This window comes from Actinoplanes sandaracinus (assembly GCF_030009775.1).
GTDB classification, from domain to species: domain Bacteria; phylum Actinomycetota; class Actinomycetes; order Mycobacteriales; family Micromonosporaceae; genus Actinoplanes; species Actinoplanes sandaracinus.
On record NZ_JASCTH010000046.1, the window covers coordinates 24,609 to 47,356 of the forward strand.

Genomic DNA, 22,748 nt, shown 5'->3' on the forward strand with positions numbered 1-22,748 from the left:
GGTGGCGGCGGTGCGGTGGTGGGCCTCGGGCCTGACGTAGCTGCGCGGCTGGTGCGCGTGGGGGTGTGGCCCCGCGTTCTGGCGGCGGGCTGGCGGGGGACCCACGGCGGGCTGGCGGTAGCTGGACGGCTGGCGCGCCCGTGAGTGTGACCCGGCCTTGCGGAGTGGAGCCGGCGGCTTGCTTCGCTAGGCCGGGGTCACCGGTCGTCAGGACTTCCAGAATGGGCGCTTCTTCTGCGCCTTTCCGGCGGCGAAGTCTTCCAGCACCCGCAGCGCGGCCGCCCACCGCTCCTCAAGGGAGGCGTCGCCGCGAAGCAGGCCGACCAGCTCGCGCACCGGGTCGACCGCGGGGTCGGTGACCGGTTCGAGGAGGACGGCGAGGCGGCTGACCAGATCGTCGAGCAGGTCCCGGCGGTCGAGCGCCGGCTGGCTCGCGGCCTCGCGCAGCCGGGCCACCTCGACCGCGGCCAACTCCCGCAACTCGTCGACGGCCAGGCCGTCGGCCCGGGCCGGACCGTGCGACCCCCGCCGGCCGGGAGCGCCTGCCGGGCGGGAACGGCGCGCCGGGCCGGAGAACCCGTGCGTCACCGCGCTGGCCGGGGCCACGCCCTCGGGCGCCCCACCCCGGTCGGCGGGCGTGCCGGGCGCGCCGCCGTGGCTCGCCGAAGGGGGCGCGCCGTCGGCGGCCACCTGATCGAAAGAAGCGTCATCGAGAGCGGCTGCGGGGCTCACGCCGGCCCAGGTGAACGGGTCGGCGTCCGGTGTCACGCCTGCCGGCCCGCCGGTGGGCGCCCCGGTCGCGACCTCCTCGGCGGACGAGGCCCTCTTGGCGCGCGGCGGTGTGAACCCGGGCCGGCCGGGAGGCGGTGAGCCCGGTGCCGGAGCACCCGGAGGTGGCATGGCGCCGGTGGTCATCGGCGCCACCCCGGCCGCGCCGGGGAACGGGGACGAGGCGGCCATGAAGTAGGACGGCGGGGTTGGTGCGACGGGCGTCTCCCAGCCGGAAGGCAGCTCGACCGGCTGCGTGACGCGGCGGGTGTGGCCGCCCTCGTTGACGACCCGCTCGTCGACGGCCACGAAAGCGGTGAACCGGCAGAGCACACCGAACCGCAGCGACGTGCCGACGATCTCCGTCTCCAGGGAGTGGTCGCCGGACGCATACGCGTCTTCAAGGTCGCGCAGCCGGGCACGCGCCCACAGAGAGGTGACCGCCGGCTCGGAGCGCTGATGGACCGCGACGACGGTCCGGAATTCCTGATCGTCGCGGGTGCGCCCGGTCACCGTGAGGGCGCCGCCGGGCACACCGGTGTAGCGGCCGGTGACCACGAGTGGCACCCCGGGGTAGAGGCCGGGCAGGCGTGCCGGTGTGCGAGTGCCGTCGATCGGCGTGAACCCGTCGCCGGTCACAGAGAGGCCGGTGACGACCGGTGCCCCGATCCGCCGGTGGATCTGCTCCATCGCCTCATCGAGACGGTCTTCGCTCTCGACCAGTTCGGCGCGGCCCGCGCCGAGGGCGGCGAGACGGCCGAGGAATCCGGCGTTGACGGCCCGGTCGATGCCGACGGTGTGCACCCGGATCGCGCCGATCAGCGGGGTCACCTGCTTGACGATCTGGTCCTCGTTGCCGACCTGGCCGTCGGTGACTAGCACCAGCACCCGGTCGCGGCCGGGGCTGTCGGCCAGCAGCGCCAGCGCTGCGGTGAGTGGGTTGAGCAACTCGGTGCCGCCGCGTGCGTCCGCGCGGGCCAGATGCTCGACGGCTCGGTAACGGTGCCGGTCGGTGGCCTCCGCGAGCCCGGAGCCGAGGCCTTCCGGCCGGTCGATCTCGTGGTCGAAGGTGAGCACGGCGAACCGGTCGGCGGCGGTCAGCGTGTCGATGACTCGAGCGGCGGCCCGGCGGGCGGCGACCATCTTCCAGCCGCCCATGCTCCCGGAACGGTCAAGCAGCAGCACCACGTCTTTTGGGCGTGGTGGCGCGGCGGCCTCCGGAGGCAGAACCACGAGCTGATAGGTGCCCTGCTCGCCGTCCTCGTCGGGAACGGCCACGGCGGACTCGGCGCCGGGTGAGTACGCCAGCCGGAGCACGAAGTCGCGGTCGGCCCGCTCGCCCGGCGCGATGCGCAGTGGCCCGCCCTGCTCGGTGATCGTGTGAAGGCTGGACCTGACCTCGCCGAGTTTCAGCCCGGCCGGATCGATGTCCACACTGATGGACAGCCGCAGCGGGTTGGGGAAGCCGGGCAGCAGCACCGGCGGCGAGATGCGTGACGCGTCCGGCACGGCGTCGGTGTCGGGCTCCTGCCCGTCACCGGCCGACGGGCCGGGCAGCGGGATGCCGGGCATGTAGCGGGGCGCCACCACCAACGGGAACCGGAAGGTCGCGGCGCCGTCCTCATAGGCCAGCGGGCCGACCAGTCGCAGCCGCACCACCACCCGCTCGCCGGGCAGGATGTTGCCGACCCGCATGGTGAAGACGTCGGGCCGCTCCTCCTCGGCGATGGAAGCCCGCTGGCCGGCGGCGATGGCCTGGTCGTACCGCTCGCGGGCGGCTCCGCGCTCGTGCAACTCGGCGGTGACGACGCGATCGTCGCAGGTCATTGTCATGCCGGTGACCGCGGCCCGGTCGGGCATCGGGAACACATAGGTCGCTTCCAGCGCGGTGTCGTGGGCGTTGACGAACTCGGTGGTGAGCTCGGTGCGCACGACCAGGCCGCTGATGGCGGCCCGCACGTCGAGCCGGTCCAGCGGCAGGTTGCCGCGTGCGGTGAGCAGTGTGCCGAGGCCTGCCCCGGGCACCTGCCGGTGGCGCTCCAGCTCTGCCGATCCCATCGGGTTCACGGAAATCATCATGCGTTTCTCCCATCGGTGAGCCCGCGGGACGCGAGCAGGTCGAGCAGGGGCCGGGCGGCCGCGACGATCTCGTCGCGGTCGAGGTCGGTGCCGTGGTGGGGCAGCAGCAGGATCACGCCGCCGCCGAGGGGAACCCCGGTGATCAGCGCCTGTGGCGCCGGTGACGGCGGTGTGCCGAGCGTCTGCACCACGGCCGCCAGCGCCTGCCGGGTGGAGCCCTCTGCCGGCTCCACCGGCAGGCCGGGGTCGGGTGGGGGTGCGAACGCGGCGGGAGGCGTGGGTGCGGCCTTCCAGAAAGGGGACCGGGCCTGCCGGTCGGGCGGCGGCATCTCGGTGTGGAGGAACCCGTCGGGCACCCGGGCGACCGCGGCGAGGGTGTCCTCGGAAGCGCCGGCCAGCTCAGCCTGGATCTCGGCCAGAGTGAGGCCGGCCGCCTGGCGTCGCTTGATCGCGACGAGCTGGAGGAGATGCCGGGGACCGTAGAGAACGGCGCGCCCGCGTGTGCCGAGCGGCCGGTCGACCAGGCCGATCGTCGTGTACCACCGGATCGACCTGCGGTCGGGAACTTCCCGGACACGGCCGTTGGGTGCGCCCGGGGACTCCGCGGCGAGCGCCGCGCTGACCCGCTCGACCAACTGCTCCATCGTCCACATGCCCCGACAATGACACTGTCATCGTGACACTGTCAATGGCAGAATGGCGGCAGACGGCCGGCGACGGCGACCGCGCCGGAGAGGGGCGACATGGGTGACGACGGAGTGCTCGGGCGATTGCGGCTGGTCAGCCTGTCGCACGTCAACGATCCGGGCCGGGTGAGCGTCTATCCGGGCGATCCGCCCCCGCGTCTGGAGACCGTCGCGACCCTGGAGCGCGACGGGTTCTACCTTCAGACGGTCTTCTCCGGCGAGCACACCGGCACGCACTGGGGCGCGCCCGGCCATTTCACGCCGGGCGGGCTGCTGGCTGACGAGCTGACCCCGGAGGACTTGTTCCGGCCGGTGGTGAAGCTCGACGTGCGGGCGGCGTGCGCCGGCGATCCCGGCTATGCGGTGGGGGTGGCCGACCTCCAGCGGTGGGAGCGGCGGCACGGCCGGATCCCCGACGAGTCGGTGGTGGTGTTGTGGACCGGCTGGGAGGAACGGTTCGGCACCGCCGGGTTCGTCCCGCATCCGGGGTTCGCGCCCGAGGCGGCGCGATGGCTGGTCGAGACCGGCCGGTTGGGGGAGCGGGGCGGCACCGGCACCGACGCGTTCAGCCCGGACGTCAGCACCGACACCACGTTCACCGTGTCCCGGCTCGTCTACCGCCGCCGGCGGATCAGTCTCGAGGTGCTCGCCAATCTCGCCGGTCTGCCCGCCACCGGCGCCTGGGTGCTGTGCGGCGGGCAGATCAACAAGGCCGGATCAGGGTCGACCGCCCTGATCTATGCGGTGCTCCCACCGGGCTGAGGAGACGCCCGGCGGGAGCCCGTGCCCGTGAATCACGGAGTCTGCGCGGCGGTGGGCTGGTAAGGCTTGCCGTCGACCGTCAAGGTGTAGGGGGCGTATTGAGTCACCGTGCCCGTCGGATCGTCGAAGGCGACGATCGCGACGACTTTCGGATAGTGACGGAGCTTGGCGAAATCGGCCAGCTCCACCACCTTCGCCCGGTCCCGGGCCAGGCCGACCAGGGTCACGTGCCAGTTGTGCACGGGGGTCGGGCGGACCTCCGTGGGCGACTTCCAACCCTTCAGGACGGTCCCGTCGATCTCGGTGGAGCCGACCTTGATGTTCGAGACGCGCCAGCCGCCGATGCTCACGGCGCTGTCGCTGACGTAGCGGAAACCAAGGAGCACCCGCTTCCCGGCGTACTCCTTGAGGTCGTAGGTCAGGGTGACGCCGGTGGCCTTGCCGGTGATCGCCTGGCCGAGCGGGCCTTCGATGGTGTTGTCGCCCTTGACCATGCGATAGGTCTTGCCGCCGTCAGCCGACACGGTCACGTACCCGAAGTCGAACTTGTCCTCCAGACCGTAGGTCGTCTTGAAACGCAGGACCGGGCCGGTTTCCGGCACGTCGACCGGCCGCACCGCGGCCGTGTCGGTGCTCGGGGTGTTGCCGGAGAAGAGCGCTCCGGCGTCGATCGTCCACGCCAGCGGCGCCGACGGCAGGCTCGGCGCGCCCTCGAACCCGACCGTCCGCCAGTCGCGCGGCAGGCGGAGGAAATCGGCGCCGTTCGGCGGCGCGCCGGCGATGCCGTAAGCGGCCGCACTGTCCAGGTTCACCGTGGAGCGCAGGCTCCGGGCGGTCACCCGGCCGCGCGGCACGCCGCTGACGACGCCGCCCCGCGCGCCGGCCACCTTGTCGACCAGGGTCATGATCTGGAAATCGTGCAGGACGTCGTGGAGCTTCATGTGTTTCGGCAGGGCGGCCGCGACCGCCGCGAGGCCGTGGTTCTCCTTGTCCTGGTGCAGGCCGGTGATGAGATCGGAGCCGAACCGGTCACGCAGGTAGAGCATCAACTGGTAACTGATGCCGTAATCGGCCAGGATCTGGTCCGGCGCGCCCTCGGACCAGAGGTTCGGCGAGTTGGCCGGGCCACCGCAGTCGCGCGGATTCGGGTTGTTCGTGGTCTTCACACTGCCGAAGCCCTGGTAACAGGCCAGATGGTTGTCGAATCCGCGGTGGCGCACGCCGATCGTCGAGTTCACATAGCCGGTGAGGCTCTGGGCGTAATCGGCCAGGCCCTCGCTGATCCACACCTCCTCGTCCGGGTCGGTGTAATACGCGAGCAGGTGCTGCCACTCGTGGGCGAAGGTCGCCTCGTACATGCGCGGCCGGGCCGGGCGGCTGACACACAGGTCGTCGGCGGGCTCGTGTTTGGGGTCGGCCCCGGTGCGATGCGCCCAGTCGAAGGCGTCGATCGTGATCACGTTGCGGTCGAACAGTTCGTTGAGCTGCTCGGAGAAGAAGCCGGAGATGTACGTCGGCCGCTTCGGGAAGTCGAAGAAGTTGTCGTCGCGGACATTGTCGACCAGCGTGACGGTCCGGTCGCCGGCGCCGGTGAAGTCGCCGGGGAGCCCGGGACTCGTGCCGCTGCGGTCCGGCGGAGTGCTGAAGGTCTTGGTCTCCCGCGGGTAGATCACCTCGTCGAACTCGCGTACCAGCGCGGTGACCTGGGCATCGGTGACCTCGGTGGAGTTCTTGCGACAGTCGCCCTCGGGAAATGCCAGGTCGTTGGCCACCCAGACCTCGATGTGCTTGCCGACACCGCGCAGCGTGTAGTCCTTGCGGTACACGTCACCGTCGATCTCGTTGAGGCCGGCCCAGCTCCGGACGGTGCCGACGTCCGGAGTCCGCACCATGCTGCGCGCGCTGGGCCGGGGCTCATAACTGGCGACGGGGAGCGGCTCCCCGTTCAGGGTGAGCCGGTCCAGGTTCGGTTCGCGGGTCTCCGCCTCGAGCGGTTCAGCCGGGGCGCTGGGGACGGGGTGCGGAACGGTCGTAAACGCCGCCGGCGCCGGGCCAGCCAATAACGGGAGGGAAGCGGTGATTGCCGCGAAGCTGGCAAATAGGGTACGCGTCACGTCTCGGGACGCTACCTCCGATCGTCGGATCGTGACGCCAACACCGGCCGTTGTGGATCAGGAAACCTCCCGCCGGAGCACACGCGCGACCCCGATCAGCAGCAGAAGCACGACCCAGACCCCCGCGGAGGCCGCCAGCCTGGCCCACTCACCCGAGGTCATGTCCGCCTTCGACATCGCCTGCGAGGTGGCGCTGAGATCCAGCCACTGGGCGGCGTCCCGCAGAGCACGGATGGTCTCGCCCAGGATCGTCCCGACAGTCGGAAGGGCGAAGAAGACGACGATCGCCAACGGGGTGTTCAGCAGCAGGGCGCCGAACGCGATACCCATCAGCACGAGCACGATCTGGAGCAGCAGGCTCTGCCAGATCAGCCACGAGTCCAGACTCCACGAACCGTCGCCGCCGCCCACCGGGGTCAGGGCGTTCGCGGCAGCGGCCAGGACCGCGGTGGCGGCTGTCGCGGCGATCGCGATCAGGATGCCCGCGGCGATCTTCGCCAGCAGGACCCGGCCACGGGCCGGCACCAGAGTGAAGGTCGCCAGCGCGGTGCGTTGTGACCATTCGCTGGTCACCGAGAAGATGCCGAGCACCGGCAGCAGCACCGCCGAGGGCAGCAACCCGAAGCTGTACAGGCCGCTGAAGGTGATCTCGTTGTCCGGCGCCCCGCCGAGCAGGATCGCCGACGTCGCCACAGTGGCCAGCCCGATCACGATCAACAGCCACATCCCGGCCCGAGTGTCGGCCAGCTTGCGCAGCTCGACCATGGTCAGCCGGGTCAGCGGAACCGGGGCGGCGGCCGCGGGCGGAGCGGCCGCCACGGCGGAAACGGGCACGGTCGCGGTCATGGACGAGCCTCCTCGAAGCAGTGGACGATGCGAAAGCAGACCGCGATGCGGAAGCAGACCGCGATGCGGAAGCAGACCGCGACGCGGAAGCGAAGGGCGATCCGGAACCGGTCAATGCGGAACCGGCCGACGCCGCGCCGGCCGACGCGGCGGTGGCGGTCAACGGAGCGCCCCTTCGGTCTCGGCGCCGGCGGTCAGTCTCAGGAACATCTCCTCAAGGCCACCCACGCCGGCCGGGCGCAACTCCAGCAGCACCACCCCGGCGGTCGCGGCCGCCTGCCCGATCGTCTCGGGATCCGACGGCACCAGGACACTGCCGTCGGCCGACGGCGAACCGGCCCCAGCCGCTGCCGCATGCCCAGCGAGTAGGCCCGCACCCGCCGCTTCGCCGCCACGCCACCCAGCCCGACGCGTTCGAGCCGGTCCGACACGCGGGCGGTGTCCAGCCCCATCGTGATCGCCGCCAGCGCCAGCACCTCCCGCCCGGTCCGCCCGGCATGCTGGGCGGAGGCGTCGAGCAGCACGCCGACGTGCCGGCCCGGATTGCCGAGCCGCTGGTACGGCACACCGCTCACGGTGGCCCGGCCGGACGTCGGCGGCGTCAGACCGCAGATCATCCGCAATGTGGTGGACTTGCCGGCGCCGTTGGGCCCGAGGAAGCCGGTGACCGTGCCCGGCTCGCAGGTGAACGACACGTCATCGACGGCGCGCTGTGGCCCGTACGTCTTGGTGAGGTTCTCGACCGTAATCATGCGAACCAGCCTGCGGGCGCCGCGGTGGCCGCCGCTTCGGCCGAGAGCCGACGCTGGCAAGCCTTGGTCGGGGCCGGACCATCGACTTTGGTCGGTATCGGCCGGTGGCGGCCCGCCCGTAGAGTCGGCCTCGTGGGGACGTCGTTGCCGGAGTACCGCCGCTTGTGGCCGTCGGCGCTGGCCGGGGACCCGGCAGGGCCGATGCCCGCGCGCCGGTCCACGCGTGACTGGGGCGTCGACACCCTCTGCTTCCTCCTGGGTCTCGGCCTGACCGTGTGGGTCACCCTGGACCTGCTCAACCCGGAGCCGACTCTGGTGAGGCCAGGGGCGACGCCGTACTGGCTGGTGCTGACCGACGGCGTGGCGAGTGTGATCGCCGCCGTGGGGCTCTGGTGGCGGCGCCGGTTCCTCGCCGGGCTGGCCGCCTACGTCCTTTTGCTGTCGTTCTTCTCGGTGGCCGCCGGGCTCACCCTGCTGATCGTCATCTTCACCATCGGCGTGCACCGCAGGTTCGCGGTGCTGGCCGGCTATGTGGCGCTGGCCGTTCTCGCCAACGGCGTCTTCACGATGGTGCGGCCGGAAGCCGACCTCAGCGACGGGGAGACGTTCTGGTGGGGCAACGTGATGATGATGAGCGCGGCATCGTGGGGCATGCTGGTCCGCGCCCGCCGCCAGTTGATCGTGTCCTGGCGTGACCGCGCCGAGCGGGCCGAGTCCGAGCAGCGGCTGCGGATCGCCCAGGCCCGCGTCCTCGAACGCACCCGGATCGCCCGGGAGATGCACGACGTCCTCGCTCACCGGATCTCCCTGCTCAGCCTGCACGCGGGCGCGCTGGAGTTCCGCCCGAGCGCGCCGCCCGAGGAGATCGCGGGCGCGGCCGCTGTGATCCGGTCCAGTGCCCACCAGGCCCTCCAGGACCTGCGCGCGGTCATCGGTGTGCTGCGCACCGGGCAGCCGGAGGACGAGCAGACCCCGGAACGACCACAACCCACGCTGAGCGCGCTGCCGATGCTCGCCGACGAGTCGCGGGCCGCGGGCGTCAATGTCCGGCTGGAGATCGGTCCCGCCCCCGACAACGTTCCGGCGGCGACCGGGCGCGCGGCGTACCGGATCATTCAGGAAGGGCTGACGAACGCCCGCAAGCACGCGCCCGGCACCGCCGTGCGTGTCGCCGTCGGCGGCGCGGCCGGCGACGGGCTGACCATCGAGATCCGCAACCCGATACCGGTCCTCGTTCCCGCCCCCGCCATTCCCGGCACCGGTGTGGGCCTGATCGGCCTCGCCGAGCGTGCCCTGCTCGCCGGCGGCTGGCTCAGCCACGGACGGATCGACGACGAGTTCGTGCTCACCGCGTGGCTGCCATGGCAGGCATGAGCACGGTCCGGGTCCTCATCGTTGACGACGACCCGCTGGTCCGGGCCGGCCTGTCGATGATCCTCTCGGGGGACGAGGAGGTGAGCGTCGTGGGGCAGGCCGGCGACGGGGCCGAGGTGCCCGCCGCGGTCGCCCGGTGCCGGCCCGATGTCGTGCTGATGGACATCCGCATGCCCGGCGTGGACGGGCTGGCCGCCACCGAGGCTCTGCGACGACGGCCGGAAGCTCCCGAGGTCCTGGTGCTGACCACGTTCGACGCCGACGAGTTCGTGCTGCGCGCCTTGCGGGCCGGGGCCAGCGGCTTCCTGCTCAAGGACACGCCGCCGGCGCAGATCCGGGACGCGGTGCTGCGCGTGGCCCAGGGCGAGGCGACCCTGTCACCCAGCGTCACCCGCCAGTTGATCGCGCACGTCGCGGCCGGAACCCCACCTGAGCGGAACCGCGCCGGTGATCTGCTCGACAGGCTGAGCGCCCGGGAGCGGGACGTCGCCCTCGCCGTCGCGCAGGGACGCTCCAACGCGGAGATCGCCGGTCAGCTGCACATGTCGGTGGCGACGGTGAAGGCGCACGTCTCCCGGGCCCTCACCAAGCTCGACCTGAACAACCGGGTGCAGGTGGCACTTCTGGTGCACGACGCCGGCCTGGCTTGACCCCGCACGCCGTGCTCGAAGCCCGGACATCGAGCTTGGAGCCCGGGCATCGGGCTTCAGCGGCCGGGCATCGGGACGGAGCGGGCCGGATCAGGACAGGGTCTGGGTGAACTCGCTGCGGTCGTCGGTGAGAACGACCCGGCCGCGAGCCCCGTTGACGATCGGCAGATAGGGCGCGACATGCCCGCACTCGACGTCGGCGATGATCGGAACCCCCAGGCCGCCGAGCGCGTCGAGGACGGCCTCGTGCTGGGTCAGGCTGTCGAGCGCCGGCGCGCTGGTGCGGCCGACCAGCACAGCGTTGGCGCCGGCGAAGAAACCGTTCAGCCGCATGCCATGGAGGTTCCGGCAGATCGTCGCCGCGTCGTCGCCGGACGCCTCGACATAGACGAGCAGGCCGTCGGGTGCCTCCCGCCGGGCGAAGGCCTCGACGTCGGCGTAACGCGTGCCGGCGAGGTTGCACAGGGTTTCGATGCAGCCGCCGATGAGCCGGCCCTCGACGGCCACGTCACCGGTACCGTCCAGGCGCGTCCAGCGCCCGGCGCTGTCCAGGGTGAACTCGTCGACCTCCGGGTGCTCGCGGTAGTCGACCCAGCCCGTGGCCCGGTACCGGCCGGGCGAGACCTGCGTGAAGGACTCGCCCTGGTTCAGCGACACGATGTCCAGCCACGACAGCAGGCCCTCGGGCGCCCGGAACGGGGTGTCCATCAGGTTGTTGCCGTGGATCGTCGCCATGTTGGTGAGCAGCGTCAACGGCGTGATGATCGTCGAGATGTCGGAGTATCCGACGACCCAGGTGGGCTCGGCGTCGCTCAGGGCTTCCCAGTCGAGCAACGGCACGAGATCGATCGCGGTCTCCCCGCCCCAGGGCGGGACCACCGCCTTGACGGCCGGATCGGTGAGCATCCGCATCAGTTCGTCCGCGCGTGCGGCGGCCGAAGCGCTCACGTGCCCGGTGCCGTCCATGCAGTCGCCGACGACGATCTCGTACCCGCGCTTGCGCACACTGTCGAGCGCGACCTGGAGACGAGGCCGCATGCTCTCGTCGATCCCGCTGGACGGGGAGGTGACACCGACGCGGTCACCGGGGCGCAAGGGGGCCGGATAGCGGATGGTCATTCGTGTGATCATGGCACAACGGTCGATACGGGGCGCCGAGCGGTCACTCCGGCGCGGACTCGCGAGTAGTCACTCGAAGAGGGAGTGCTTGCGGCCGCCCTCGGCCCGCGCCCGGGCCCGGCGGCGGAGCTGGATCACCACGGCGTCGATGGCCGCGACCACGGCCCAGGTGGCGAGCAGCCAGCCCGGAACGGTCCAGCCGGCGCGGAACAGCAACACCGCCAGACCGGCGCAGACCAGCATGCCGAACAGGGCGAGGACCAGCCGCAGGTTCAGCGGGCTGTAGGGCTCCTCGATCGTGCCCCGGCGGCCGTGAGGTTGCGGTCCGAGTGGCATCACGGCAATCTACCCGGCCCCGCGAGCCGGGAAACGTGAGGGCGACCACGGAAAGGGTGAACGGCGGGAACGATCAGGTGGTTCCGGGCGGCCGGGGCGGCGCAACTCGCCAAGATCGACAACTCTCTATATCGCTAGGTCGTCGTGCAGGCCATGATGGAGGGCGGTCATCGATTCATCGTCGATTCGACACGGGAGGCGCCATGTCGCAGCCGGAGCGCAAGCTCGGCACGTGGCCGATCTTCGTCATCGCGGTCTCCGCCATGACTCCGCTCACCGTCGTTGCCGGGGCTCTGCCGCTGGGCTACGGGCAGGTGCAGGAAAAGGGCATTCCGGTGGCGTACATGCTGGTCGCCGCCGTTCTGGGCGTTTTCGCGGTGGGGCTGGCCGCGATGGCCCGGCACGTGCCCAACAGCGGCGCCTTCTACGCGTACGCCTCGATCGGCATCTCGCGCCCGGTCGGTGTCGGAACCGCGTTCGTGGCGCTGCTGGCGTACAACGCGATGCAGATCGGTCTCTACGGCGCCTTCGGCGTCGCCGCGCACAGCGCGCTCGCGATCTTCGGGATCGAGATCTCCTGGATCATCTGCGCGCTGGCCGGCTGGGCCGTGATCGGGCTGCTCGGACGGCTCGACATCGACCTCAACGCGCGCATCCTCACCGTGCTCGTCTGCGCCGAACTGGTCATCGTCCTGATTTTCGACGCCGTCATGGTCGGTAACCCCTACGGCGGATCGGTCTCGTTCGACACACTCAATCCCGGCCTGCTGGCCACCGCGGGCGGGGTTTCTCTGCTGGTCGCCGCGATCGCCGGGATGGTCGGCTTCGAGGCCCCGCTGGTGTACGCGGCCGAGGCCCGCGACCCTCGCCGCACGATCGCCCGTGCCATCGGTTTCACTCTGCTGGTCGCGGCCGTCCTCTACGGGGGCACCGCGTGGGCCATGTCGGTCGTCGCCGGCCCCGACAACATCGTGGCCGTCGCCGGGGACCACCTCGACGACCTGTTCTTCTTCCTCCCCGAGCCCTACCTGGCCGATGTCGTTCTCGACCTCGGCCGGATCTTCTTCGCCACCAGCCTCTTCGCCGCGATGCTCGCCTTCCATCACACCGTCGCCCGGTACGCGCTGACCGTCGCCCGCGAAGGGGTGCTGCCCCCGGCGCTGGCGCGCACCCGGGCCGGCGTGCCGGTGGCAGCTTCGACCGCGCAGTCCGCGCTCGCCCTGGTCGTGTTGCTGATCTTCGCCGCGGCGGTGTGGAACCCGACGACCGACCTCTTCTTCTTCGGTACGGTCTCCGGCGGGCTGGGCGTGCTCGTCCTGATGACGATCGCGGCCGTCGCGGTGGTCAGGTTCTTCCGTCACGGTCCCCACGGGGAGACCCTCTGGCGGCGGTCGATCGCGCCGTGGATCGCCACGGTCTTCCTGTCGCTCGTGCTACTGGTCACCATCGCCTTCTTCGGCGAACTGCTGGACACCGACAACGTGGCGAAGATCTGGTCGCCGATCCTGCTGTTCCTGCTGGTCCTGGTCACCGGGATCGTCTGGGGGCGCCGGCTGCGGCGCGACCGCCCCGAGGTGTACGCGGTGATCGGCACCGGTCGTCCGCCTCTGGCGCCGGGCGAAAGCGCTCCGGTCATCGACGACGAGAATTCGGCCACGGCGCCGGCGACAGTGGCGTCACCGGCGACGGCGGTGTCCGTGCCGGAGACCGCGGAGAAGTCAGCGACCGTGGAGAAGTCAGCGACCGCGGAGAAGTCAGCGACCGTGGAGAGGCCGGCGGCCGTGGAGAGGACCGCGCGAGCCGGCGAGGCCGAATCTAGCGGCGAGCCCCGGCCCGTCGATGCCGCTGCACCGGACGGCAACGCCCGCACCAGCAACGATGCCGAAGCCGCCGACCCGGCCCCGGCCGCCGAGCAGGGCAGCGAGCCGGCGACATCCGGTCCGGGTGTGATCGAGACGCCGCAAGCCGGTGACGAGAAGACGCCGGAAACCGGTGGAGAGAAGAAGGCCGACACCCCAGCCGCCGGCGTCGGACCGACTCGCCGGCCACCGTCCCCACGCAAACGAACCTCCACCAGGCAGGGCAGCAGACGGCCGGGGACTCCGGCCGGCGGCGGGCAGAACACCGTTGCGGGCGAGGCCTCGGGTGCGACGGTGGAGAACGGCGCTTCCGGCGCCGCGCCGCGCGTGCCGCACGCGCGGCAGGCCGCTGACGATGACCCGGCCGCGGGCGGTCCGGCGACTCCGGCGGGGCCGCGCCCACCGGGCAACCGGCGGCCGGCGCCTCGTCCGCGCGGTCCGCAGCCCTCGGATGCCACGCCGGCCACCGAAGCCGAGGCGCCGGACGACCAGCGTTGACCCGAGGCGCCGGCCGGCGAAGAACGCCCGGAGTATCGGAAGACTGAGAAAGCCCGGAGCGCCGGACGGCCGGGGAAACGCGGACGCGGGACGGCTGGGGAGCGGCTGCGGGGCAGCCGGGAAACGTGGCTGCGGGACGGCCAGGAGAGCGCGGCTGCGGGGCGGCCAGGAAAGCGCGGCTGCGGGACGGCTGGGGAACACGGGGCGCCGAGCCCACGAAGGTCCGCGGCGCGAACGGACGAGCATGGGTGGCTCTGGTCGGCGCGTGTCCTCGTACCGGAAAGGGTGGAGAAGGAGGGTGTGGGGGACCGCCGGAAGCGGCCCCCCACCCGGTCAGTGCTGGACGTGCTGTTGGTCGGTGGGGTTGGCGCGGAGGCTACCCGCGTGGGCCTTGAGCGACGGATCGCGCTTCGACTTGATCAGGCTGGCGACCGTGGTGATGACCAGGATGCCGATGATCACGCCGAGGGAGACGGGCGTGCTGACCTCGGGCACCGACTCGTTGATGTCCTTGTGGGCCCAGTGCAGGACCAGCTTGACACCGATGAAGGCCAGGATGATCGACAGGCCCGTGGACAGGTAGACCAGGCGGTCGAGCAGGCCCTTGACCAGGAAGAACAGGGCGCGCAGGCCGAGCAGGGCGAAGGCGTTGGCGACAAAGACGATGTAGGCCGATTCGGTCACGCCGAACACCGCGGGGATGGAGTCGAGGGCGAACAGCAGGTCGGTGCCGCCGATCGCGAGCAGCACGAGGAACAGTGGGGTGAACATGCGCTTGCCGTCGACCCGGGTGACCATTTTGCCGTCGACGTAGTCGTCGGTGACCGGCAGGAAGCGGCGGGCGGCCTTGACCAGAGCGTTCTCCCCGACGTCCGGGTCCTCGTCACGGTGCCGGAAGAGTTGAACGGCGGTGAAGAGCAGGATCAGGCCGAAGATCAGGAACATGAACGAGAACGCGCTGAGCAGGGCGGCGCCGACCGCGATGAAGATGACCCGCAGCACCAGCGCGATGATGATGCCGAAGGTGAGCACCTCCTGCTGATACTTTTCGGGCACGGCGAACGTCGCCATGATGATCACGAAGACGAAGAGGTTGTCGACGGACAGGCTTTTCTCGACGATGTAGCCGGCGAAGTACTCGGTACCGAATCCCCAGCCGTAGATGCTCGCGAAGACGACGCCGAACACGATGGCGACCGCGATGTAGAAGATTGACCAGCCGGCGGCTTCCCGGAAGCCGACGACGTGTGGACGGAGCACCCCGAGAGTCAAATCGAGGGCGAGCAGGGCGACGATGACTCCGATGGTCACGATCCACCCGAGCGCGGAGACCTCAAGCATGCTTCACAGGATCTCCAAAGATCCTGCAAGCAGGCTGAGAAACAACTCCATCAGACCTGGAAAGAGCGCTTCGCCAGGCCCATCCAGAAGCCGTCGATCGGCTGTGCCGGAGCCTGGCCGGGGTCCTCGGAGGCGCCCAGGGTGAGGAACATCGGGGCGAAGTGCTCGATGGTCGGGTGGGCGTACGGCATGCCGGGCGCGCGCTGGCGGAAGTCGGCCAGCTCGTCGACGGCGCCGCGGGCCAGGGTCTCGGCCGTCCACGCGTCGAACTCGCGTGACCAGCCCGGCGCCTCCGCCTCGGGGCGCCAGTCGCGCAGGAACGGCAGGCCGTGGGTGGTGAATCCGGACCCGATGACGAGCACGCCGTCGTCGCGCAGCGGGGCGAGCCGGCGGCCCAGGTCGAGCAACGCGTCGGGTTCGAGGGTGGGCAGCGACATCTGCAGGACGGGGATGTCGGCGTCCGGGTACATCACGGTCAGCGGCACATAGGCCCCGTGATCGAGGCCCCGAGTGGTGCGGGCCACGGTCTGGTGGTCCGGCATCAGCGCCTCCACCTGTGCGGCGAGCGCCGGTGCGCCGGGTGCGCGGTACCGCACCTGGTAGTAGCGCTGCGCGAAGCCGCCGAAGTCGTAGGTCAGCGGGACGGTCTCGGTGGCGCCGAGCATCAGCGGGGCGGACTCCCAGTGCGCTGAGGCGACGAGGATCGCTTTCGGTCGCGGCAGGCCGGCGGCGAGCTCCTGCAACTGGGCCACCCAGGTGGGGTCGTCGACCAGGGGCGGAGCGCCGTGACTGAGGAAGAGGGCGGGCATCCGCATGGTGACCTCCGTTGAAGCTTCAAGTAATTACGGCTCACGGTACGCGGGTTTACTTGCGAGTGCAACTAAACCCGGTATTGACGCCGACGATGTCCCGTAATTACATCGAAACCAGACCCGAACCCAGCGTCGCCGGTCGGTTACCGCCAGGTGGCAACGGCGGGCTGGGTGACCAATGGCGGAGGGGTGCGGCCATGACCGAAGCACGGGTCAACCCCCTGGTCCCTCGGGGCAGCTCCGCGGTCCGGCCGTTCGACGTCATCGTCTCCCCGGAGACCGCCGGCTGGGAGTACAGCGGCCTGCGGGTGGTGCAGCTCCCGGTCGGCGGCCGGGTCCGGTTCCGCACCGGCGGTGACGAGGTCCTGGTGCTGCCCCTGATCGGCGGCTGCGACGTGGCCTGCGACGACGAGCGGCTCACCCTGACCGGCCGCCGCTCGGTCTTCTCCCGGGTCACCGACTTCGCCTACCTGCCGCGCGACACCTCGGTCACGCTGCGGGCCCCGAACGGCGGACGGTTCGCCCTGCCGGCGGCGCGCGCCGACCGGATCCTGCCGTTCCGGTACGGCGCCGCCGAGGACGTCCCCATCGAACTGCGCGGCGCCGGGCAGGCCAGCCGCCAGGTCAACAACTTCTGCACCCCGGACTCGTTCGAGACCGACCGGCTGATCGCCCGCGAGGTGCTGACGCCGGGCGGGAACTGGTCGGCGTACCCGCCGCACAAGCACGACGAGCAGTGCGACGGCGAGAGCAGTCTGGAGGAGATCTGCTACTTCGAGGTGGCGCCCTCCCCGGCCGGCGGCCACGGCTGCGGCTACCAGCGGGTGTACGGCCACCCGGACCGCCCCATCGACGTGTGCGCCGAGGTGCGCAGCGGTGACGTCGTGCTGATCCCGTACGGCTGGCACGGGCCGTCGATGGCGGCGCCCGGCTACGACCTCTACTACCTGAACGTGATGGCCGGCCCGGGTGAACGGCGGTGGCAGGCGCGCGACGATCCGGCACACGGGTGGGTGCGTGGCCGCTGGGCGGCCGAGCGGATGGACGCCCGGCTGCCGTTGACCTCGGTCAGAGAGAGAAGACGACTGTGAAGCAGCGGCTCACCGTCGGACAGGCCGTCGTGCGGTTCCTGGCGAACCAGTGGACCGAACGCGACGGCGTCGAACAGCGGGCGGTCGCCGGGTTCCTCGGCGTGATCGGTCACGGCAATGTGGCCGGGATCGGTCAGGCGCTGCTGCAGGCCCAGCGCACCGGCACACCGGACATGCCGTTCCGGCAGGCCCGCAACGAGCAGGCGATGGTGCACACCGCCGTCGGGTACGCCCGGATGCGCAACCGGCTGTCGGCGATGGCCTGCACCTGTTCGGTCGGACCGGGCGCCACCAACATGCTGACCGGCGCGGCCCTGGCGACCACCAGTCGGCTGCCGGTCCTGCTGCTGCCGTCGGATGTCTTCGTGTCCCGCGCCGCCGCGCCGGTGTTCCAGCACCTTGAGGACCCGCGCGCCGGCGACGTCTCCGTCAACGACGCCTTCCGGCCGCTGTCGCGGTTCTTCGACCGGATCTCACGGCCTGAGCAGCTGCCTTCGGCGCTGCTCAGCGCGATGCGGGTGCTGACTGACCCGGCGGAGGCCGGCGCGGTCACCCTCTGCCTGCCTCAAGATCTTCAGACGGAGGCGTACGACTACCCGGACGAGTTGTTCGTCCGGCGGGTCTGGCACGTGCCCCGCCAGAGCCCCGATCCGCTCGCGATGGAACGGGCCGCCGCCGTGATCCGCGGTGCCCAGCGCCCGTTGATCGTCGCCGGTGGCGGGGTGATCTACTCGGAGGCGTCGGCCGCCCTGGACCGGTTCGCCCGCGAGACCGGCATCCCGGTCGCCGACACCCAGGCCGGCAAGGGCGCTCTGAACTGGGATCACCCGAACGCGGTCGGTGGCCTCGGCGCGACCGGCAGCCCGGTCGCCAACCGGCTGGCCCGCAACGCCGACGTGGTGATCGGGGTCGGCACCCGCTGGACCGACGTCACCACCGGGTCGATGACCGCGTTCCAGCGCCCGGACGTGCGTTTCGTCAACCTGAACGTGGCCGGTCTCGACGCCGGCAAGCTGGCCGCGCTGCCGCTGACCGGTGATGCCCGCGCGGGGCTGAACGCGCTGCTGCCGGCCCTGCACGGGCGCCGGTTCGCCGGAGATTTCCGCGACGATGTGGCGGCGTGGCAGGCGGCTGTCGCTCACGCGTACCGGGGCAGAGGCGGTAACCGGGACCTGCCCACCCAGGCCGAGGTGATCGGGGTGGTGAACGAAGCGTGCGGAGCACGCGACGTGGTGGTGCAGTCGGCCGGAAGCCTGCCCGGCGACCTGCAGCGGTTGTGGCGCGCCCGCGATCCGAAGCAGTACCACGTCGAGCACGGCTACTCGTGCATGGGTTTCGAGATCGCCGGAGCCCTGGGCGTCAAACTCGCCGAGCCCGGCCGTGAGGTGTTCGCGCTGGTCGGCGACGGCTCCTACCTCATGATGGCGCAGGAGATCGTCACCGCGGTCGCCGACGGCGTGAAACTGATCGTGATCATCCTGGAGAACCACGGCCCCGCCTCGATCGGCGCTCTCTCCGAGCAGGTCGGCTCCCAGCGGTTCGGCACCGCGTACCGGTACCGGAATCCGCGCAGCGGCGACTACGACGGCGCACGCCTGCCGGTCGACCTGGCCGGCAACGCGGAGAGCCTCGGCGCCGCGGTGGTCCGCTGCCGGAGCATCGCCGACCTGGTCGAAGGCATCAAGCACGCGCGCGACGCGGACCGGATCACCGTGCTGCACATCGAGACCGACCCGGAGCCGTCGGCGCCCGCGTCGGAGTCCTGGTGGGAGATGCCGGTCGCCGAGGTCGCCACCCTGCACAGCGCCCGCGACGCACGCGCCGACCATCTCGCCGGCAAACGCGACCAGCGCCACCACCTGCGACCGGGAGGGCTCTGACCATGGCCACCATCGAGCACTGGATCGACGGCGCCGGCACCCGCGGCGTCTCCACCCGCCGCGCGCCGGTCTTCCAGCCGGCCACCGGACGCCGGCAGCACGACGTCCTGCTGGCGTCGCCGCAGGACGTCGACGCCGCGGTGCGAGCCGCCGCCGCGGCGTTCGCCCGATGGAGCCAGGCCTCGCTCAGCCAGCGCGCCACAGTCCTGTTCGCCTTCCGCGAGCTGGTCAACGCCTCCGCTCAGCAGCTCGCGGAGATCGTCTCGGACGAGCACGGCAAGGTGCTCTCCGACGCCGCCGGCGAGGTGCAGCGCGGGCTCGAGGTGATCGAGTTCGCGTGCGGGATCCCGCAGCTGCTCAAAGGCTCCTACTCGGACCAGGCGTCGGCCGGCGTCGACGTGTTCGGCTTCCGCGAGCCGCTCGGTGTGGTCGCCGGGATCACCCCGTTCAACTTCCCGGCCATGGTGCCGATGTGGATGCACCCGATCGCCATCGCCTGCGGCAACACGTTCGTGCTCAAGCCCAGCGAACGGGACCCGTCGTCGGCCGGGTTCGTCGCCCGGCTCTGGCAGGAGGCGGGCCTGCCCGACGGCGTCTTCAACGTCGTGCACGGCGACAAGGTCGCGGTCGACGCGATTCTCGATCACCCGGGCGTCGCCGCGGTGTCGTTCGTCGGTTCGACGCCGATCGCTCGCTACATCCACCAGCGGGCCACGGTCATGGGCAAGCGGGTGCAGGCCCTCGGCGGGGCCAAGAACCATGCCGTGGTCCTGCCCGACGCCGACCCCTCGTTCGTCGCCGAACACCTGGCGGCGTCCGCTTTCGGCTCCGCCGGCGAGCGGTGCATGGCGATCTCCGCGGCGGTCGTCGTCGGACCGTCCGACCGGCTCGTCGAGGCCGTCGCCGCCCGCGCCGGGCAGATCCGGGTCGGGCCGGGCCGCGATCCCGCCAGCGAGATGGGGCCGGTGATCACCGCGGCGGCCAAGGAACGGATCGAAAACCTGATCACCGCGGGGGAGCGGCAGGGCGCGACGGTCGCGGCCGACGGCCGGGGGCTCAAGATCCCGGGGTACGAGGACGGCTTCTTCGTGGGACCGACGGTGCTCGACCACGTGCGCCGGGAGATGGACGTCTACACCGAGGAGATCTTCGGGCCGGTGCTCTCGATCGTGCGGGCCTCCGACGTGGATACCGCGATCGAACTGGTGAACGGCAATCCGTACGGCAACGGCGCCGCCGTCTTCACCGACAGCGGTGCGGCGGCCCGCCGGTTCCAGCGCGGCGTGCACGTCGGCATGATCGGCGTCAACGTGCCGATTCCGGTGCCGATGGCCTACTACTCGTTCGGTGGCTGGAAGGACTCGCTGTTCGGGCAGAGCCCGATCTACGGTCCCGACGGCGTCGCCTTCTACACCCGCGCCAAGGTCGTCACCCAGCGATGGCCGGCCGTCTCGTCGGACTCGGCGGCGTCCCTGCACTTCCCGACCGCCCGGTGACCGGCGGGCAGCACCTCGTCGTGCTGCCCGCCGCCGGAGCTCTCTCTACTGGGGCAGCACCAGGACCTGGCCGGGGAAGATCCGGTCCGGGTCGGTGATGACGTCCCGGTTCAGATGGAGGATGTCCCGCCACCGGCTCTCGTCGCCGAGCTGCTCGCGGGCGATCCTCGACAGCGAGTCGCCGGCCTTGACCGTGTAGAGCTTCGGAATCGGCCCGGTCGGCTGGGCCGGCGGCAGGAAGAGCACCTGCCCGGGGAAGATCCGGCTGGGATTCTGGAGGGTGGCCCGGTTCAGGACGAAGATCTCCGGCCAGCGGGCCTCGTTGCCGAGCCGCTCGCGAGCGATCTTGGCGAGGCTGTCACCGCGCCGCACCGTGTACGTGCGCGGCGCCTGACCTCCGGGCAGCACCTTCGCCAGGCGCAGCAGGTCGGCCAGTTCGAACTCGCCGTGCCTCTCGGCCGGAAGGGAAGGCTGCCACCCCGGCTGCTTGAGGATCGAGTCCTCGCTGCGGCGGACCAGCCCGACCAGCACCTCGGCGACGATGGTGCTGCCGACCGGTCCCAGGTGAGCGCCGTCGTGCAGAGCCTCGGCCTCCGCCAGGACGTAGTACCAGAGCGGGGTGCGGGTCAGGAACCCGCTCTCGTCCAGGACGGCACGCTGGGCGTCGGACCCGGCCGCCTGGCGGATCTGGTCCTTGCTGAGCGTCTGCACGCCGAGCAGGTCGGCGACCGCCTGGCCGGTGGGCAGCCGCAGGCGGTAGCCACGCAGCAGGTTGCGCACCGCCAGCCGGCCGGCGTCGGCGGGCGCCAGTGGTGTGCCCTTCTCGTCCTTGAGCCGGAACAGCGCCCCGCCGTCGAGCGCGGCGAGGTTCGTGTCGATCTTGCGGGTCCGCATGACACCGTCACCCGAGCCGACGATGTTCTCCCACTCGATGATCCAGTTCTCGGGCAGGGACTCGGCCGGTCCCAGGCCGATGTCCTCGCCGAGCTGGCCGCTCAGCGCCGTGAACACGAAGAGCAGGTCCAGGCTCCCGGGCGGATCGCTGTCGATCCGGAAGTTCGAGTTGAAGTTGTAGAGGCTGCGCACCATCGAGTGCCCGAACCGGTAGGCGGCGACGGCGAATTCGATCGGCATGAAGAACGGCTCGGCGTACGGGTTGAACCACTTGTTGCCGTTCACGACGATGTCGTCCACGATCGCCGGGTCCGCGACCCGTTTGAGGAAGTCGTGCACCACGATGTGCTGGTAGTGCTGGCGCAGGACGCGCCGCGCCTCACGGAACGGCAGGCCCTGGTCGATCAGCGCGTTGTGCGCCTTCAGGAACGCCACGTGCAACTGCGAGATGATGGTGTTCTCGTCGTTGCGGGGGTCGCCGATCAGGGCCGCCCGGTCCAGCCGGGGGTCGATGTTGCGCCCCTCGCGGGGCAGGTCGTTGTCGTCGCCCTTGCCCCGCGGCCGGGCCAGCGGCGGCCCGTTCGGGTTCGGCGGGTTCAGCAGTCTGAGCTCGTGGACCTTGCCGATCAGCATCCGGTCCTGGTTGTCCGGGTCGCGCGGCGCCGGCGGCCCGTAGAGGCTGTCCAGGTCCAGGGTGGCGGAGCGCTGATTGCGCAGCACCTTGCGGATCTGTTCCAGCGGGAGCGGAGTCATGCCCGCGTCGAGGAGCACCGTCATGTCGCCGGAGCCGAGACCCTGCTCCCTGTTGTCGATCTCCAAGGTGATGTCGTGGTCGATGAACTGGCCGAGATAGGTGTAGGCGGCCGGGATCGGGCTGTCGTCCCCGCGGTTCTCGCTGTCGATCATCGCCTGGCCGAGCCGCTTCAGCTTCGCCGGCGTGTCCGGTAACCGTGGCAGCAGGTTCGCCTCGTCGTCCTGCAATGTTGGGAAGAGCAGATCGAAGGGATGCGTGGGCGCCGGTGGGGCCAGGGCGAACGCCAGCGGGGAGCGTGCGGCGAACTCGGCCAGCTCCTTCTTCGCCTTATCGAGGTCTTCGTCGGAGATGGATCGGCCGTGTCCGAGACGAGGCATGGTGAATTCCTTCGCAACTGTGGTGGCGAGACGGCGGGTCCGCTCCGCGTTGCAGGCTCGATCCGCCGTTGAATCGGTCGGTATCTCTAAGCGGCCACCCTAGGCAGCGGCCGTCCACAGTGAAGACAAGTTGGTGACACCGGCCGACGCTGTTGTTGGCAAATGGTGCCAAGGGCGGGTGACGAAGACGATCCCTCAAGAGAGGGGCCTCTCGTACGGATCCGAGCTCCTGATCCGTCACCCCCCGGTGACCGCGACCG

Annotated in this window: 16 protein-coding genes and 1 pseudogene; 7 read left to right on the top strand and 10 right to left on the bottom strand. The window is 71.0% G+C overall.

Going from position 1 to position 22,748, the window contains the following annotated elements; genetic code table 11:
• Positions 1 to 207: 207 nt before the first annotated feature.
• Together QLQ12_RS43550 and QLQ12_RS43555 are read right to left on the bottom strand one after the other, a co-directional pair.
• Positions 208 to 2,847, bottom strand: coding sequence for a VIT domain-containing protein (locus tag QLQ12_RS43550; protein ID WP_282766948.1), 2,640 nt, complete (start codon positions 2,845 to 2,847; stop codon positions 208 to 210).
• Entirely contained in the window at positions 2,844 to 3,500 is a 657-nt protein-coding gene (locus QLQ12_RS43555; RefSeq protein WP_282766949.1) for a MerR family transcriptional regulator, read from the bottom strand. The genes QLQ12_RS43550 and QLQ12_RS43555 overlap by 4 nt, the downstream gene beginning before the upstream one ends.
• 90 nt (positions 3,501 to 3,590) lie before the next feature.
• On the opposite strand from QLQ12_RS43555, the gene QLQ12_RS43560 reads away from it, so the two are divergent.
• Positions 3,591 to 4,295, top strand: coding sequence for a cyclase family protein (locus tag QLQ12_RS43560; protein ID WP_282766950.1), 705 nt, complete (start codon positions 3,591 to 3,593; stop codon positions 4,293 to 4,295).
• Between the two features lie 32 nt (positions 4,296 to 4,327).
• Here the strand turns inward: QLQ12_RS43560 and QLQ12_RS43565 are convergent, their stop codons facing one another.
• The 3 genes and pseudogenes from QLQ12_RS43565 to QLQ12_RS43575 all read right to left on the bottom strand — a co-directional run bounded on the left by QLQ12_RS43565 (position 4,328) and on the right by QLQ12_RS43575 (position 8,007).
• A complete protein-coding gene (locus tag QLQ12_RS43565) occupies positions 4,328 to 6,187 on the bottom strand; it encodes a M6 family metallopeptidase (RefSeq protein ID WP_282766951.1) in 1,860 nt (619 codons plus the stop codon).
• 279 nt (positions 6,188 to 6,466) lie between these two features.
• Entirely contained in the window at positions 6,467 to 7,255 is a 789-nt protein-coding gene (locus tag QLQ12_RS43570; RefSeq protein ID WP_282766952.1) for an ABC transporter permease, read from the bottom strand.
• 159 nt (positions 7,256 to 7,414) lie between these two features.
• Positions 7,415 to 8,007, bottom strand: a pseudogene (locus tag QLQ12_RS43575) (ATP-binding cassette domain-containing protein).
• A 132-nt stretch (positions 8,008 to 8,139) separates the two neighbouring features.
• On the opposite strand from QLQ12_RS43575, the gene QLQ12_RS43580 reads away from it, so the two are divergent.
• The gene (locus QLQ12_RS43580; RefSeq protein WP_282766953.1) at positions 8,140 to 9,381 is read left to right on the top strand and encodes a sensor histidine kinase; all 1,242 of its coding nucleotides are present in this window, start codon (positions 8,140 to 8,142) and stop codon (positions 9,379 to 9,381) included.
• A complete protein-coding gene (locus QLQ12_RS43585) occupies positions 9,369 to 10,031 on the top strand; it encodes a response regulator (protein ID WP_407651705.1) in 663 nt (220 codons plus the stop codon). Before QLQ12_RS43580 ends, QLQ12_RS43585 begins: the two co-directional genes overlap by 13 nt.
• 90 nt (positions 10,032 to 10,121) lie before the next feature.
• On the opposite strand, the gene QLQ12_RS43590 is transcribed toward QLQ12_RS43585, so the two are convergent.
• A complete protein-coding gene (locus QLQ12_RS43590) occupies positions 10,122 to 11,162 on the bottom strand; it encodes a S66 family peptidase (RefSeq protein ID WP_282766955.1) in 1,041 nt (346 codons plus the stop codon).
• A 57-nt stretch (positions 11,163 to 11,219) separates the two neighbouring features.
• Positions 11,220 to 11,486, bottom strand: coding sequence for a hypothetical protein (locus QLQ12_RS43595; protein WP_282766956.1), 267 nt, complete (start codon positions 11,484 to 11,486; stop codon positions 11,220 to 11,222).
• 203 nt (positions 11,487 to 11,689) lie between these two features.
• Here QLQ12_RS43595 and QLQ12_RS43600 point away from each other — a divergent pair, with 203 nt between their 5' ends.
• On the top strand, positions 11,690 to 13,843 hold the full coding sequence (locus tag QLQ12_RS43600; protein WP_282766957.1) for an amino acid permease: 2,154 nt from the start codon (positions 11,690 to 11,692) through the stop codon (positions 13,841 to 13,843).
• 333 nt (positions 13,844 to 14,176) lie between these two features.
• On the opposite strand, the gene QLQ12_RS43605 is transcribed toward QLQ12_RS43600, so the two are convergent.
• Together QLQ12_RS43605 and QLQ12_RS43610 are read right to left on the bottom strand one after the other, a co-directional pair.
• Complete coding sequence (locus QLQ12_RS43605) at positions 14,177 to 15,184, bottom strand: TerC family protein (RefSeq protein WP_282766958.1); 1,008 nt, start codon at positions 15,182 to 15,184, stop codon at positions 14,177 to 14,179.
• A 50-nt stretch (positions 15,185 to 15,234) separates the two neighbouring features.
• The gene (locus QLQ12_RS43610) at positions 15,235 to 15,999 is read right to left on the bottom strand and encodes a dioxygenase family protein (protein ID WP_282766959.1); all 765 of its coding nucleotides are present in this window, start codon (positions 15,997 to 15,999) and stop codon (positions 15,235 to 15,237) included.
• Between the two features lie 194 nt (positions 16,000 to 16,193).
• Here QLQ12_RS43610 and iolB point away from each other — a divergent pair, with 194 nt between their 5' ends.
• From iolB to QLQ12_RS43625, 3 genes are read left to right on the top strand one after another with little or no spacing between them, the layout of a single operon-like run.
• The gene (gene iolB / locus QLQ12_RS43615) at positions 16,194 to 17,087 is read left to right on the top strand and encodes a 5-deoxy-glucuronate isomerase (RefSeq protein WP_282766960.1); all 894 of its coding nucleotides are present in this window, start codon (positions 16,194 to 16,196) and stop codon (positions 17,085 to 17,087) included.
• Positions 17,084 to 18,967: a 3D-(3,5/4)-trihydroxycyclohexane-1,2-dione acylhydrolase (decyclizing) gene (iolD, locus tag QLQ12_RS43620; RefSeq protein WP_282766961.1), complete on the top strand. Its 1,884-nt coding sequence runs from the start codon at positions 17,084 to 17,086 to the stop codon at positions 18,965 to 18,967. The genes iolB and iolD overlap by 4 nt, the downstream gene beginning before the upstream one ends.
• Before the next feature lie 2 nt (positions 18,968 to 18,969).
• A complete protein-coding gene (locus QLQ12_RS43625; RefSeq protein WP_282766962.1) occupies positions 18,970 to 20,463 on the top strand; it encodes a CoA-acylating methylmalonate-semialdehyde dehydrogenase in 1,494 nt (497 codons plus the stop codon).
• Positions 20,464 to 20,508: 45 nt separating this feature from the next.
• On the opposite strand, the gene QLQ12_RS43630 is transcribed toward QLQ12_RS43625, so the two are convergent.
• Complete coding sequence (locus tag QLQ12_RS43630; protein WP_282766963.1) at positions 20,509 to 22,488, bottom strand: LysM peptidoglycan-binding domain-containing protein; 1,980 nt, start codon at positions 22,486 to 22,488, stop codon at positions 20,509 to 20,511.
• Positions 22,489 to 22,748: the final 260 nt, after the last annotated feature.